At 60.8% G+C, this 14,207-nt stretch carries 16 protein-coding genes; 5 read left to right on the top strand and 11 right to left on the bottom strand.

Annotated features, from left to right (window positions below; translation table 11 throughout):
• Positions 1–193: 193 nt before the first annotated feature.
• The 3 genes from ACR0EZ_RS13100 to ACR0EZ_RS13090 all read left to right on the top strand — a co-directional run bounded on the left by ACR0EZ_RS13100 (position 194) and on the right by ACR0EZ_RS13090 (position 2,940).
• On the top strand, positions 194–733 hold the full coding sequence (locus ACR0EZ_RS13100; protein WP_480613668.1) for a tetratricopeptide repeat protein: 540 nt from the start codon (positions 194–196) through the stop codon (positions 731–733).
• Between the two features lie 68 nt (positions 734–801).
• Complete coding sequence (locus tag ACR0EZ_RS13095; RefSeq protein ID WP_480613666.1) at positions 802–1,902, top strand: flagellar motor switch protein FliG; 1,101 nt, start codon at positions 802–804, stop codon at positions 1,900–1,902.
• 114 nt (positions 1,903–2,016) lie between these two features.
• Complete coding sequence (locus ACR0EZ_RS13090; RefSeq protein WP_480613664.1) at positions 2,017–2,940, top strand: lysophospholipid acyltransferase family protein; 924 nt, start codon at positions 2,017–2,019, stop codon at positions 2,938–2,940.
• Here ACR0EZ_RS13090 and ACR0EZ_RS13085 read toward each other — a convergent pair whose 3' ends face one another.
• Positions 2,941–3,642, bottom strand: a complete 702-nt coding sequence (locus ACR0EZ_RS13085) for a DUF1223 domain-containing protein (RefSeq protein WP_480613662.1) — start codon at positions 3,640–3,642, stop codon at positions 2,941–2,943. It lies immediately after the preceding gene.
• A 226-nt stretch (positions 3,643–3,868) separates the two neighbouring features.
• On the opposite strand from ACR0EZ_RS13085, the gene acnA reads away from it, so the two are divergent.
• Entirely contained in the window at positions 3,869–6,559 is a 2,691-nt protein-coding gene (gene acnA / locus ACR0EZ_RS13080) for an aconitate hydratase AcnA (RefSeq protein ID WP_480613661.1), read from the top strand.
• 120 nt (positions 6,560–6,679) lie between these two features.
• Positions 6,680–7,015, top strand: a complete 336-nt coding sequence (locus ACR0EZ_RS13075) for a TM2 domain-containing protein (RefSeq protein ID WP_480613659.1) — start codon at positions 6,680–6,682, stop codon at positions 7,013–7,015.
• A gap of 18 nt (positions 7,016–7,033) precedes the next feature.
• Here ACR0EZ_RS13075 and ACR0EZ_RS13070 read toward each other — a convergent pair whose 3' ends face one another.
• The 10 genes from ACR0EZ_RS13070 to yajC all read right to left on the bottom strand — a co-directional run bounded on the left by ACR0EZ_RS13070 (position 7,034) and on the right by yajC (position 14,024).
• On the bottom strand, positions 7,034–7,573 hold the full coding sequence (locus tag ACR0EZ_RS13070) for a DsbE family thiol:disulfide interchange protein (RefSeq protein WP_480613657.1): 540 nt from the start codon (positions 7,571–7,573) through the stop codon (positions 7,034–7,036).
• The gene (gene ccmD / locus ACR0EZ_RS13065; protein WP_480613655.1) at positions 7,566–7,724 is read right to left on the bottom strand and encodes a heme exporter protein CcmD; all 159 of its coding nucleotides are present in this window, start codon (positions 7,722–7,724) and stop codon (positions 7,566–7,568) included. Before ccmD ends, ACR0EZ_RS13070 begins: the two co-directional genes overlap by 8 nt.
• Positions 7,721–8,494: a heme ABC transporter permease gene (locus tag ACR0EZ_RS13060; RefSeq protein WP_480613653.1), complete on the bottom strand. Its 774-nt coding sequence runs from the start codon at positions 8,492–8,494 to the stop codon at positions 7,721–7,723. The genes ccmD and ACR0EZ_RS13060 overlap by 4 nt, the downstream gene beginning before the upstream one ends.
• Before the next feature lie 61 nt (positions 8,495–8,555).
• Positions 8,556–9,212, bottom strand: coding sequence for a heme exporter protein CcmB (gene ccmB, locus ACR0EZ_RS13055; RefSeq protein ID WP_480613651.1), 657 nt, complete (start codon positions 9,210–9,212; stop codon positions 8,556–8,558).
• A complete protein-coding gene (ccmA, locus tag ACR0EZ_RS13050; protein ID WP_480613649.1) occupies positions 9,209–9,823 on the bottom strand; it encodes a heme ABC exporter ATP-binding protein CcmA in 615 nt (204 codons plus the stop codon). Before ccmA ends, ccmB begins: the two co-directional genes overlap by 4 nt.
• Positions 9,824–9,969: 146 nt before the next feature.
• Positions 9,970–10,323 carry an Mth938-like domain-containing protein gene (locus ACR0EZ_RS13045; protein ID WP_480613647.1) on the bottom strand — a complete coding sequence of 118 codons (354 nt, stop codon included), beginning with the start codon at positions 10,321–10,323 and terminating at the stop codon, positions 9,970–9,972.
• Positions 10,324–10,332: 9 nt separating this feature from the next.
• Entirely contained in the window at positions 10,333–11,079 is a 747-nt protein-coding gene (locus tag ACR0EZ_RS13040; protein WP_480613645.1) for a TSUP family transporter, read from the bottom strand.
• Complete coding sequence (gene secF / locus ACR0EZ_RS13035; protein WP_480613643.1) at positions 11,072–12,040, bottom strand: protein translocase subunit SecF; 969 nt, start codon at positions 12,038–12,040, stop codon at positions 11,072–11,074. Before secF ends, ACR0EZ_RS13040 begins: the two co-directional genes overlap by 8 nt.
• Position 12,041: 1 nt before the next feature.
• The gene (gene secD, locus ACR0EZ_RS13030) at positions 12,042–13,703 is read right to left on the bottom strand and encodes a protein translocase subunit SecD (protein WP_480613641.1); all 1,662 of its coding nucleotides are present in this window, start codon (positions 13,701–13,703) and stop codon (positions 12,042–12,044) included.
• Between the two features lie 33 nt (positions 13,704–13,736).
• Complete coding sequence (yajC, locus tag ACR0EZ_RS13025) at positions 13,737–14,024, bottom strand: preprotein translocase subunit YajC (RefSeq protein WP_480613639.1); 288 nt, start codon at positions 14,022–14,024, stop codon at positions 13,737–13,739.
• Positions 14,025–14,207: the final 183 nt, after the last annotated feature.

The following is a 14,207-nucleotide window of genomic DNA, read 5'->3' as shown; positions in this document are numbered from 1 at the left end:
GCGGGCATTCCAAACAAACCCAGTCCTGCGCGCCCGGCTCGTTCTGGGACAGCGAAAGCCAAACCTGCATGAAAATTGTCAATAGCTGACATTTTTCTGTCCTGCATGTGAATAAACGCGACCGGGCGGGTGTTAGCTTTTCTGAAGATCACACTATGATTTCTAAAAGCAGCCCTGAGACCGGAGTAGTATAATGCGCCTCATTTTAGCTTCTGCAATTGCCTTCCAAGCCTTTGCCTTTGCCCCTTATGTTCACGCCGCAGGTGGTGACAGCAACCCGCCCAAGCCCACCAACACCACCAAAAAGTGTCTGTTCGGGCGCGTTTATGACAAAGACCGCGGGCGGTGCGTGAAGCCGAACAAGACCAATTTCACCGAAGATCAACTCTATGACGCGATGCGCGAACTGGCCTATGACGGGCAGTTCGAAAACGCGCAGGACATTCTGCGCATCATGGACCAGAATGACGACCGCGTTCTGACCTATTGGGGCTTCACCTATCGCAAAATGGGTGAGCTCGAGATGGCGAATGTGTTCTACCAGAACGCCATCGACAAGAACCCCGACAATATTCTGGCGCGCAGCTATATGGGCCAGGGCTTTGTGTCCGAGGGCAAAACCGATCTGGCCATCGCGCAATGGCGCGAGATCAAGGCCCGTGGCGGTGAAGGCACCTGGGCCGAAGCCTCTTTGCGTGAGGCGATCAGAACGGGTCTGACCTATAGCTACTAGGCTTCAGTCTTTCTTTACCCGATTCCCCCTAATCTGCCTGTGGAACAGAGTTTTGGCACCACAGGCAGATGCAGGATTCAAACGCATTGATACAAATGGCACCGGGGCAATCCGCGCCGGTCGCCGATCCGGCGGATGACGCGCCGCGTGTCGTTGCCCGGGCATTGAACAACCGGGAAAAGGCCGCCGTTGTCGTGCGTCTTCTGTTGAACGAAGGCGCGGATATTCCGCTGGAAGAGCTGCCCGACGATCTGCAGGAAAAACTGACCCACCAGCTTGGGCAAATGGGTCTGGTGGACCGCGTGACGCTTGATGCGGTGGCGCGGGAATTCGGCGATGCGCTCGACAGTGTCGGATTGGCATTTCCCCACGGGCTGGCCGGGGCGCTGGACGCGGTGAACGGCAAGATCGCACCAACCACCGCCGCCCGCCTGCGCAAAGTGGCCGGGGTGCGCCAGATCGGCGATCCATGGCAGCGATTGCGCGATATCGGGGTCGAGGATCTGGCCGCGATGGCACAGGCCGAAAGCACCGAGGTCGCGGCGGTGATGCTATCCAAACTGGACACGGCCAAAGCGGCGCAGATGCTGGGCCACCTGCCCGGCCCGGTGGCGCGGCGGATCACCTATGCTGTTTCCAAAACCGCAAATGTCACGCCCGATGCAGTCGAACGCATTGGCTGGTCTCTGGCCGCGCAACTGGATCAACGCCCCGCTCAGGCCTTTGCCGACGACCCAGGCGCGCGGGTCGGCGCGATCCTGAACCAGTCTGCCGCCTCGACCCGGGATGGCTTGTTGGATGCGCTTGACGAAGAGGATGCCGATTTTGCCAGCGTGGTGCGCCAGTCGCTGTTTACTTTCGCCCATATCGCAACACGCATTGCGCCCCGTGACGTACCCGCGATCCTTCGCGAAGTTGAACAACCCGTTCTGATCACCGCCCTGGCCGGTGCCGCTGCCGAGGATGACCAGGCCTCGGTCGAGTTTGTGCTGTCCAACATCTCCTCGCGCATGGCGGATAACCTGCGCGAGGAGATGGGTGAGCGCGGCCGTGTCAAACGGGCCGAGGCCGAGGACGCGATGACACAGATCGTAACCGCGATTCAGAATTTGGCCGGCGAAGGCGCGATCACCCTGATCGAACCCGAAACCGAGGAGGAAGACGTTTAACAAAACCCGGCGTATCGGCCCGTTACTCCCTCCGCCCTCGATGCGCGCTTGAGGTTGAAAGCGACGGGTTGTATGTCTGGGCCAACAATTCGCAACACGCGGTGAGACGCCTTTATGCCCGTCGAAAAGTCGGAGCTCAGCCGGTTTGAGCTTGGAAAGTACTATGCCACCAGTTTGTTCCTGAAAGGGCTGATCGGCGCAATGCGTCTGCTGCCCTACGAACGGCGCATCGCAACGATGGGTGCGCTGGCGCGCGGTGTGACCCCTCTGATCGGCTTCACCAACCGGGTGCGGCGGAACCTGAAACTCACCTGCCCTGACCTGCCCGAGGCCGAGGTCAAACGCATCTGCCGCGCGGTTCCCGACAATGCCGGGCGCGCGATCATGGAACATTTCTCGCCCGAGGATTTCACCAAGCGCCAAAGCACCGCCAAAGTGTCCGGTCCGGGGGTCGAGGCTTTTGACGCTGCTGTCGCCGAAGGCCGCCCGATCATGATGATCACAGCCCATTTCGGCCACTACCTGGCGGCCCGCGTCGCCCTGCAAACCCGCACCGGCAAGCCGATCGGCTGCCTTTATCGCCGAATGGCCAACCCCTATTTCAACGATGCCTATGTCGAAGCGTTCTACAAAACCGGCGCGCCCATGTTCGAACAAGGCCGCCGGGGCATGGTCGAAATGGTCCGGTCGCTGAAGAAAGCTGGCATTATCGCCATCGTTTCGGACCTGCACGCCCAAGGCGGTGAAGAGCTGATGTTCTTCGGCAAACCGGCGGTCACGTCCGTTTTGAATGCCGAGTTGGCAATCAAATACAACGCCGTGCTGATCCCGTGCTACGCGGTGCGGCAACCCAATGGCATCGATTTCGATATCGTCCTGCATGAACCGGTTCCGCACACCGACGCAAAGACAATGACTCAGTTCACCAATGACGATCTTGAGAAGATGGTCCGCCAGCACATGGGTCAATGGTTCTGGATTCACCGCCGCTGGAAAAGCTGGAACGGGCTGGGCGTGCACCCCAAGGACATGCCCTGATCACTTGACCCGCGTGGCCGCCACGATCGGCCCGTGCCCGACCCGCTGCACCAGAACAACCGCCGGCAGGTCCGACGCCAAGGTGGCCGAGAATTGTTGCGGGGCCACCCCATCCCATCGACCGGCCACCTGCCAGCTTTCAACCACATTGGCATAGTCCAGCTCATGCCCCGCCAACTCTCCCCGACGGATCGAGGCATGGCGCATCGGGGTATACTGCACGACGCGGATGTCAAAACTTTCGCCCTCGGGCATTTCAACCGGCGTCACATCCACCGTCAAATCGTTGCCGGACCGAACCGCAGTGACATAGGCCTCGGCGGCGGCTGTCAGATGGGCATCGATCAGGCGGTTCACCTCACCCGCCTTTGCCCCAACGACATCCTGCTCGCCGTTTATGACCATCTGCGGCGTATAGATCATCGACCGCCCACCCTGCCGCGCATAGGCGCGCTGCCGCATCGCGTGATCGGGGTCGGCAAATTCATCCTTCCAGCCGATATAGTCCCAATAGTCTACATGCAGGGCCAGACCGATCACATCATCCCGCTGTGCCAGATCATGCATGATCGCGTCCGCAGGCGGACAGGACGAACATCCCTGCGAGGTGAACAACTCGATCACGACCGGATCCTCTTCGGCTGTGGCCGGAAGGGTAAACAACAGGGATGCGGCTGCCGCTGTGGCAATGGCTTTCAGCATAATGGGTCTCGGCTTGGTTCAGTGCTTCAAGGTGTACTGACTCTGCCGTTCAACCACCAATCAACGTTTCTTGAGACATATCCGTCCTGCTGCAACATATTTGTGCACAATGGTATGCAGTTTTCGACCCGAAGCCCCCTCGCAAAGCTTGAACCGAACACAAACGTGGTACAGATAACGTGCAGCGAATCCCGCGTTCCAAGTCATTTGAGAGGGAGGCCATTAGATGCCAATCAAAGTTGGACACGATACAGCCAGGGCTCGGCGCAGCCTGAATGTAAATGGCAGATTGATCGATTATTATTCAATTCCCGCCGCGCAAGAAGCCGGTCTGGGAGATTTCTCGAAACTTCCCGCTGCTTTGAAAGTCGTTCTGGAAAACATGCTGCGATTCGAGGATCAGGGGTTCTCGGTCTCGGTCGACGACATCAAAGCGTTCGGCGAATGGGCCGCCAATGGCGGCAAGAACCCGCGCGAGATCGCATACCGCCCTGCACGCGTTCTGATGCAGGATTTCACCGGCGTTCCGGCTGTGGTCGATCTGGCCGCGATGCGCGACGGCATCAAAGGGTTGGGTGGCGACGCGCAGAAGATCAACCCGCTGAACCCGGTCGATCTGGTCATCGACCACTCGGTCATGATCGACGAATTCGGCAACCCGCGCGCATTCCAGATGAACGTGGATCGCGAATATGAACGTAACATGGAACGCTACCAGTTCCTGAAATGGGGCCAGAACGCGTTCAACAATTTCCGCGTTGTGCCGCCGGGCACCGGCATCTGCCATCAGGTGAACCTGGAATATCTGGCCCAGACCGTCTGGACCGACACCGACCAGAACGGCGGAGAGGTTGCCTATCCCGATACGCTGGTCGGCACCGACAGCCACACCACCATGGTCAACGGCATGGCCGTTCTGGGCTGGGGTGTCGGCGGGATCGAGGCTGAGGCCGCGATGCTGGGCCAGCCGATCTCGATGCTGATCCCCGAGGTTGTGGGCTTTGAACTGACAGGTGCGATGGTCGAAGGCACCACGGGTACAGACCTTGTGCTGAAGGTCGTGGAAATGCTGCGTGAGAAGGGTGTTGTTGGAAAATTCGTCGAATTCTACGGCGAAGGTCTGGACCGCCTGCCGCTCGCCGACCGGGCGACCATCGCCAACATGGCACCGGAATACGGCGCGACCTGCGGTTTCTTCCCCATCGACGGTGAAACCCTGCGCTACATGCGCAACACCGGCCGCGACGAAGACCGGATTGCTCTGGTCGAGGCCTATGCCAAGGAAAACGGCTTCTGGCGCGGCGCGGACTATGCGCCGGTTTATACGGACACCCTGAGCCTCGACATGGGCACTATCGTTCCCGCGATCTCTGGCCCGAAACGCCCGCAGGACTATGTCGCCCTGACCGACGCCAAGGCCGCCTTTACCAAAGAGATGGCCGAAACCTTCAAACGCCCCATGGGCAAGGAAGTCGCCGTCAAAGGCGAGGATCACACGATGGAATCGGGCAAGGTCGTGATCGCCTCGATTACCTCGTGCACAAACACCTCGAACCCGTATGTGATGATCGGCGCGGGTCTGGTGGCGCGCAAAGCCGCCGCGCTGGGGCTGGATCGCAAACCGTGGGTCAAAACCTCGCTGGCACCGGGATCGCAGGTCGTGTCAGCTTATCTCGAGGCTGCGGGCCTGCAGGACGATCTGGACAAGATCGGCTTCAACCTCGTGGGCTACGGCTGCACCACCTGTATCGGCAACTCCGGCCCGATTCAGGCCGAGATTTCCGATGCGATAGCTGAGGGCGATCTGGTCGCCACCTCGGTTCTGTCGGGCAACCGGAACTTCGAGGGCCGGATTTCACCGGATGTGCGCGCCAACTATCTGGCCTCGCCGCCGTTGGTCGTGGTCTACGCGCTGGCCGGGACGCTGGACATCGACCTGACCTCGGAACCGATTGGTCAGGACAAGGACGGCAATGATGTCTACATGAAAGACATCTGGCCGAATCAGAAGGAAATCGCTGATCTGGTTCAGGAAACCGTCACCCGCGAGGCGTTCCAGACCAAATACGCGGACGTCTTCAAAGGCGACGAGAAATGGCAGAGCGTCGATGTTCCGCAACAGGAGACCTATGACTGGCCGCCGACCTCGACCTATATCCAGAACCCACCCTATTTTCAGGGGATGGGGCCCGAGCCGGGCACGATCTCGAATATCGACGGGGCCAAGGTTCTGCTGATCCTTGGCGATATGATCACCACCGACCACATCTCGCCCGCCGGGTCCTTTGCGACGACCACGCCGGCCGGAAAGTACCTGACCGACCGTCAGGTGCAGCCGCGCGAGTTCAACTCCTACGGCTCGCGCCGCGGCAACCACGAGGTCATGATGCGTGGCACTTTCGCCAATATCCGCGTCAAGAACGAGATGCTGGATGGTGTCGAAGGCGGCTATACCTTGGGTCCGGACGGTCAGCAGACCTCGGTCTATGAGGCGTCGATGGCGCATCAGGCCAATGGCACTCCGCTGGTGGTATTCGGCGGCGAGCAGTATGGCGCGGGGTCCTCGCGCGACTGGGCTGCCAAGGGCACCGCACTGTTGGGCGTCAAGGCCGTGATTGCCGAAAGCTTTGAGCGTATCCACCGCTCGAACCTAGTTGGCATGGGCGTGATCCCGTTCGAGTTCACCGGCGGCGACACCCGCAAGACGCTGGGCCTGAAGGGGGACGAAACCGTCTCGATCCACGGTCTGGACTCGGTAGAACCGCTGCAAGAGGTCCCCTGCACCATCGTCTACGGCGATGGGACCGAGAAGACCATCACCCTGAAATGCCGGATCGATACCGCGCCCGAGATCGAATACATCGAAAACGGTGGCGTGCTGCAGTATGTGCTGAGGAATCTGGCGAAAGCGGACTGACGCAACAGCACCACCTTTTTGAGTCGCAACAAACCCTGTCAATGGCGGGGTTTGTTACTTTACCGAATTCACCCTTTGGGTGATACGTACCCAATAATTCAATTAAAAAGGGTACGTTAAATGGCACTTTCCACCGAACAGCAAATGCTGGTCGAACAACGCTTGAGCAACGAAAAGAAATCGACGGTCGTCGCTTATTTGCTTTGGCTCTTTCTTGGCGGGCTTGGTGGGCACCGCTTTTACCTTGGGCGCACCGGCACTGCGATTACGATGCTGATCCTGTTTGTTGTCGGCTGGGCAACCGCCGCATTGGTGGTTGGTCTTGCACTGCTGATCCCACTGGGGATCTGGATGCTTGTTGATGCATTCCTGATACCGGGCATGATCAGTCAGGACGCAAACGCCAAACGTACGGCAATCGCCAATGAAGTTGCTGTGATGTCCGGCGGCAGTTAATCTTGCCAGGCGGCGGCGTCAGCCACCCGCCGCCTTTTCCAGCGCAGGCCGGATCGTGCTTTCGATGACGCGTTGGGTGATCGGCCCGGCAAAGCGCAGGATGACCGTGCCTTGGCCGTCGATCACATAGGTTTCGGGCACGCCGTAAAGACCCCAGTCCAGTGCCATGCGCCCTTGCTCGTCCCGGCCGATCGCCTCGTAGGGATCGCCCAGTTCGGTCAGAAATCCTTCGGCGTTGTCCAGCTTGTCTTTGTAGTTGATGCCGTAGACCGGGATACCTTCCTGCGACAGCGCCTCGAGGTTGGGGTGTTCGGCGCGGCAGGGCGCGCACCAGCTGGCCCAGTAGTTGACCAGCTTGACCTCTCCGTCGCGCAGCGTGGCGTCGTCAAACATTTGCTTGCCGGGGAATTCGGTCAGGACAACGGGCGGTGCGGGCTGGCCTTCGCGGGCCGACGGCAGCGCGTTGGGGTCATCGCGGAACATCCCGATCCCCGCCAGAACGGCGAATGCGCCGAAGATCAGCGGCGGCGCGATCATCAGGGGTGAGACTTTAACCATTGCGCGTAATCCTTTGTTCGACCTTCTCCATCTCGGCCCGCACCTTGCGACCGCGCATGATACTGAACGCGACCAGCGCCACCAGCAAGAGGATGGATGCCGCGTAAGACGACAGGACAGCGTCCGCATATTTTCCAAGATCGGGGATCATCCGCCCACCCTTTCCCGCGCCAGCAGCGCCTTGATCCGGCGCGCGCGAATTTCAGTACCGGTGCGATACAGGACCAGCGCAACGAACAGCAATACAAAGCCGATGATGCAGATCAGCAGCGGGTAGAAGAAGATGTTGCTGACCTTTTCCTCGGTATCCGTGCCGGTAACGGCTCCGGCCCGCATGACCGACGCGCCCTGATGCAGGCCCTGATTCCAGAAATTTACCGCGTAACGGCTGAGGATCGCAAAGACCGAGCCCACCAGACACAGGACCGAGGTCAGGTCGGCTGCGGTGTCGGGGTCCTCGATCGCTTCCCACAGGGCGACGTAGCCCAGGTAGAATAGGAACAGGATCAGGAACGAGGTCAGGCGAGGGTCCCAGGCCCACCAGGTGCCCCACATCGGTTGCCCCCAGATCGCGCCTGTGGCCAGCGCGATCAGGGTCATGACGATGCCGACAGGGGCCGCAGCCCGGGCGGCCAGCGCGCTGACATGGTGACGCCGCACCAGCCAGACCAGCGAGGTTGCCAGCATCATCAGCCAGCAATTGATCGCCATCAGCGCCGCCGGAACGTGCAGGTAAATGATCTTGACCGTCGAGCCCTGCTTGTAGTCATCCGGCGTGAAGAAGAACCCCCAGACCAGACCGACCACGATACAGGCCGCCGAAGTGATCCAGAAGAACGGCAGGACACGCTCGCTGGTCGCGAGGAACTTTCGCGGGTTGGCGTATTCCCAGAGGGCGTTGGCTTTGGCTGCGATTGACATGGGCCTTATCTAGTCCGACTCGGGTGTGTTCTCAATTGACCTCGGTCAATCTTGTGGCGCTTCACCGCAGATTGATCCGCAGCACGGCGGCGCTGGCAAAAGGCAGCAGGGCGATGGTAGCCGCCGTGATCCCGGCCAGCATCAGCAGCGGGGTCTGAACCTCCATCCCCACTGCGCCGCGGCGGGCGACTTCGGCTCCGAAAATAAGGGTTGGGACGTAAAGCGGCAACACCAGCAATGACAGCAGCAGTCCGCCGCGCTTCAGACCCACCGTCAGGGCCGCGCCGAAGGTGCCGATCACGCTCATGGCCGGGGTGCCGATCAGCAGCGATATCACCAGCCAGGTGAAACCCGGCACCGGCAGGTTCAAAAGCACGCCCAGAAACGGGGCGGCCAGCACCAGCGGCAGTCCGGTTGTCAGCCAATGGGCCAGCGCTTTGATCGAGACAACGGACTCGAGCGGCAACGGCGCCGTAGCCAGAAGATCCAGCGAGCCGTCCTCCCAATCCAGCGCCAGCAGGCGGTCCAGCGACAACAGGCAGGCCAGCAATGCGCCCAGCCACAGAACGCCGGGGGCAATGGTCGACAACAGGGACGATTGCGGGCCGACGGCAAAGGGCACCAGAACCGTGACGATCAGGAAAAAGGCCAGCCCCAACCCAAAGCCGCCCCCGGCGCGGAAGGCCAGTTTCAGGTCGCGCAGCAGCAGGGCGATCACAGGAAACCTCCGTCGAAATCATCGATGGGTTTGGGTTTGGCCTTGTTGGGGCCGACATCCAGAACCTCACCATCCAGGCCGAGGTCGATATGAGTGGCGATCAGGGCCGAGCCGCCCTGCCCCAGATGCGCGCGCACTGCGTCGGCGAACATCTGCACCGCGTCACGGTCCAGCGATACGGTGGGTTCGTCCAGCATCCAGATCGGACGGCCCGTGACCAGCATCCGCGCCAGCCCCAGGCGACGTTTCTGCCCCGCCGACAGGTTTCCCGCATGGCGGTCGGACAGATCGTTCAGGGCAAAGGCGTCAAGTGCGGGCTGGATCGTATTGGTACCAAAGACCGAGGCCCAGAAGCTGAGATTTTCAACCACGGTCAAAGTGGGTTTCAGGCCGTCGGAATGCGATGCATAGGCGATCTGATCCTCGGCTCCTTCGATCTGCCCTTCCAGTGGCGGCTGCAACCCGGCCAGCGTTCGCAGCAAGGTTGTCTTGCCGATCCCGTTCGGACCGCGCAGGATCAGCGCCTTGCCGGGGTGGAGCGTGAAGCTCAACCCTTCAAGCACGGGAACGCCGCCGCGGGTGATGGCCAGATCGGTCACAATCAGTGTCATATCGCCCGCTTAGCGGATTGTGTGGGCGGACAAAAGGACGGAATTGCCGCAGAGTGGCGAGGGTTGGTTTGTTTGGTTAGGGCAGAGCGAGGGGCCAGCCCCTCGCGCTCCCCGGGATATTTTTGGCCAGATGAAGATGGGATCCCTCAGACCGGGATCAGGGCGAGGGCGACGCGGCGGCCTTCGGAGAGTAGCACGTTATAGGTGCGGCAGGCGGCGGGGGAGTTCATGATCTCGACGCCGATGCCGACCTCTTCCAGCGTTGCGCGCAGGTCAGGCGGGATGCGCGTCAGGTCTTTGCCGGTGCCGATGAACAAGACGTCGATGTGATCCGCAAGTTGCAGCAGCGGCGGTTGGTCATTAAAGCCGCCCCACCCTGTTGTCCCGGTTGGGCCGGTCAGAACCGGGCCGTCGTGGACCTGTCCGCCGATGCGGAAGAAGCCGGGGCCGTAGCCATCGACCGGAACTGCATTGTTATATGTGATCTCGTTCAGGCGCATGTAGCGGTTCTAGCCCCAAAGCGGCAGGCCCGACAAGGCCGCCAGTGCGATGGCCAGATAGGCCGCCGCGCGGTAAAGCCGTTCATGCTCGGGGTGGAACATCCATCCGCCCAGCCAGTTCCCCGCCAGATTCGGGATGGCCAGAGCGAGCCCCAGCGCCGCGGTAGCCCAGGTCACCCGCCCGATCCCGGTCAGATAGCCGAGCAGCAGGAAATCAAACGCAAAGAGGAACAGCAGGATCGTGGCGCGGATCACCTGCACTGGCAGCGGGCGGGACATGTAGAACAGGATCACAGCCGGCCCCGGCAAACCCGCGACACCGCCCAGAAACCCTGCAGCGGCGCCGATCCCGGCGACCATCGCGCGGCGGACCCGGCCGCTATACCTGAGCCCCAATATCAGAACGGCGAGCATGAAAAGCGCCAGCAGGCTGACCGCGTATCGAAACACCTCGGGGTCGACCCGTGTCAGCACCCATAGGCCCAGGGGCAAAACCACGGCGCATCCGCCGACCAACCGGGTCAAGTCGCCCTTGTCCACGTCGGCCCAGGCGCGGCGCAGGTTGGGCAGCGGGCCGAAGATGTCCATGATGGTCAGGCCGATTAGCGCGCCGAACGGGCCAAGATGCGGGGTTGCGATGGGAAGGAAAACCAGCGCGGTTCCGAAGCCGGAAAACCCGCGTACGACGCCACCCAGAAAGGCTGCGAAAAAGATAATGGCCAGCCCGGCAGGGGGCTGGCCAAAGAGCTCAGGCATCGACGTTGGCAAACTGGTTGCCCGCCGTGTTCGACGGTTTCGACCAGTCGCGCTTGACCCCCAGCCACAGCAGGATGGTCGAGGCCACGAAGACCGAGGAATAGGTTCCCACGATCACGCCCCAGATCATCGCGAAGACGAACCCCCGGATCACGTCCCCGCCCAGAACATAGAGCGAGATCAGCGCCAGCAGCGTCGTGACCGAGGTCATGACCGTCCGGCTGAGCGTTTCGTTGATCGAGATGTTCAGGACCTCTTTCAGGTCTTTCTTTTTGTATTTCCGCAGGTTCTCTCGCACCCGGTCGAACACGACCACAGTGTCGTTCAGCGAGTAGCCCACGATGGTCAGCAGCGCCGCGATGATCGCCAGATCGAAGCGTATCTGAAGTTCCGAGAAAATGCCGATGGTCAGGATCACGTCATGCACAAGTGCGGCCACTGCCCCCAGCGCGAACTGCCATTCGAAGCGCAGCCAGATGTAGACCAGCACCGCGCCAATCGCCAAGGCGACGGCAATCACGGCGGTCTGGATCAACTCGCCCGACACTTTGGGGCCAACGGATTCGACCGACACGAACTGAATGTCGGGGACGGCGAGTTTCAGCGCCTCTTCCACCGCGGTCACGGTTGCGGCAGAGACGGCCTCGGCATCTTCCTGCGCCTGAATGCGGATCATTGCCACGTTTTCGTCCGGCCCGAAGGTCGGATCGAAAATCTCGGTAATGGTCACATCGCCCAGTTCCAGCGGCGAGATTGCATCGCGATAGGCCCCTACATCGATTTCCTGCGCACTTTGGGTGCGGATCGTGGTGCCGCCCCGGAAGTCGATGCCGAAATTCAGACCCTGCAGCAGGAACGACCCGAAGGCCAAAACCATCAGCAGGCCCGAGATACCCAGCCAGACCTTCCAGCGGCTGAAGAAATCGAACGAGGTGTTTTGCGGTACGAGTTTCAGTCTCATGTCAAACCTCGATCATTTTCGGACGGCGGCGTTCGAACCACATCACGATCATCAGGCGCGTCACGAAGATCGCGGTGAAGACCGAGGTCAGAATGCCCAGACCCAGAGTGATGGCGAAGCCGCGCACGGGGCCGCTGCCCATGGCGAACAGGATGGTCGCGGTGATGAACGTGGTGACGTTGGCGTCCAGAATGGCCGACAGCGCCTTTTCATAGCCCAGTTCGATGGCACGCGCCGGGCCCTTGGCGGATTTCAGTTCCTCGCGGATACGCTCGAAAATCAGCACGTTGGCGTCCACCGCCATACCAACCGTCAGCACGATGCCGGCGATCCCTGGCAGGGTCAGCGTGGCCCCGATCAGAGACAGCAGCCCGAACAGCAGGCCGACGTTGATGATCAGCGCGATGTTGGCGAAGATGCCGAACAGACCGTAGCTGAGCGCCATGAAGACCAGAACGGCAACGAAAGCCACGATAGTCGCCACCTTACCGGCGTCGATACTGTCCTGCCCCAGTTCCGGGCCGATGGTGCGCTCTTCCAGGAACTCCAGCCCCGCAGGCAGCGCACCAGCGCGCAGCAGGACGGCCAGATTGGTGCTTTCCTCGACGGTGAAATTGCCGGTGATGATGCCCGAACCGCCCGGAATATGGCTTTGGATCACGGGGGCCGAGATCACTTCGTCATCCAGAACGATTGCGAAGGGCTCGCCAATGTTTTCCAGCGTGTAGTCGCCGAACTTCCGTGCGCCGGATGTGTTGAAGCGAAAGTTAACCGCCGGGCGTCCGTTCTGGTCGAAGGATGGCTGCGCATCGACAAGTTCTTCGCCCGTTACAACGGGGGCTGCGTCAAGCGTGTAGTAGAACCCTTGCTCATCAATCGAAGGCACAACTTTTTCACCTGGACGAGGTATTACGTCCGGGTCGGTGCCGCGACCTTCAACCGGATTAAACGTCAATTGCGCGGTCGTGCCGATGATCTCTTTCAGCTCACCCGCGCTGCCAATGCCCGGCACCTGAATCAGAATCCGGTCGGCGCCCTGACGCTGAATCGTAGGTTCGCGCGTCCCGACCTCATCAATCCGGCGGCGGATGATCTCGAGCGCCTGACGTACCGTCCGGTCGTCCGAGGCGAGTTTCTCGGCATCCGTCAGTTGAACGATAATCGTGTCACCTTCGGCGCGGGCCTCGATATCGGTTGAACCAACGCCGGTCAGGGTCTGAATCTGACGGGCCAGTCCACGCACAACCTCCAGCGCGCGGGACATGCCTTCGGGCTGGCTGATGCGAACGCGAATCTCATCCGGGGCCGAGTCCTGTTTGCGGATCGTGCCCACGGTCGCACGCTCATCCCGCAGCGCATCACGGATTTCGGGCCACATCGCCTCCATCCGGGATTCGTAGACATCGCCGACCTGCACTTCGGCCAACAGATGCGCGCCGCCGCGCAGATCAAGGCCCAGATTGACCAGAGACGACGGCATCCAGTTCGGCCATTGCGCGGCCTCTGCCTGCATCTCGGGCGTGTCGATCCCCAGCTCAATCGCGGCCTTGGCGTCGTTCGATTGCTCGACGCGCGTGTAAAACGCATTCGGCAGGGCCAGAAGCAGGCCGGTCACACAGACCAGCCAGATCAGGACCCGCTTCCAGGTGTCAATTTGCAGCATTACCCTGCCTTTTTAAGAGGTTGTAGGGCGAACTTACTTCGCGGGCTCGGTCTTGTTCAGAACCTGAGCGATGGTCGATTTGACCACGCGCACCTTCACACCATCGGCGATCTCGACCTCGATCTCGTTTTCGCCTTCCTTGACCTTGGAAACCTTGCCAATCATCCCGCCCTGCGTGACAACCTGATCGCCCCGGCGCACGGCCTCGACCATGGCCTGATGTTCCTTCATCTTCTTCTGCTGCGGACGGATCAGCAGGAAATACATGATCGCGAAGATCAGGATCAGCGGGAGAAACTGGGCGATTGCGCCACCTTCCATGGGATATTCCTTTTGTTTTGGATTGCGGCACCGTTCCGCAAATTTGGCCGGAACCTATGCGCAGATATGCGCGTTTGCAAGCAAAGGCGGCGCAGTGTCTCACCCGGCACCCGCCTTGACACACAAAGATGCCCCGGACCGTTGCAGATATGCCCTAGGCGCAAGGAACATCTGGGATATAGT

The sequence above is a fragment of the Ruegeria sp. AK4 genome (assembly GCF_056541025.1).
Note: the sequence above shows the minus strand (reverse complement) of the source record. Positions and strands in the feature narration are given on the sequence as shown.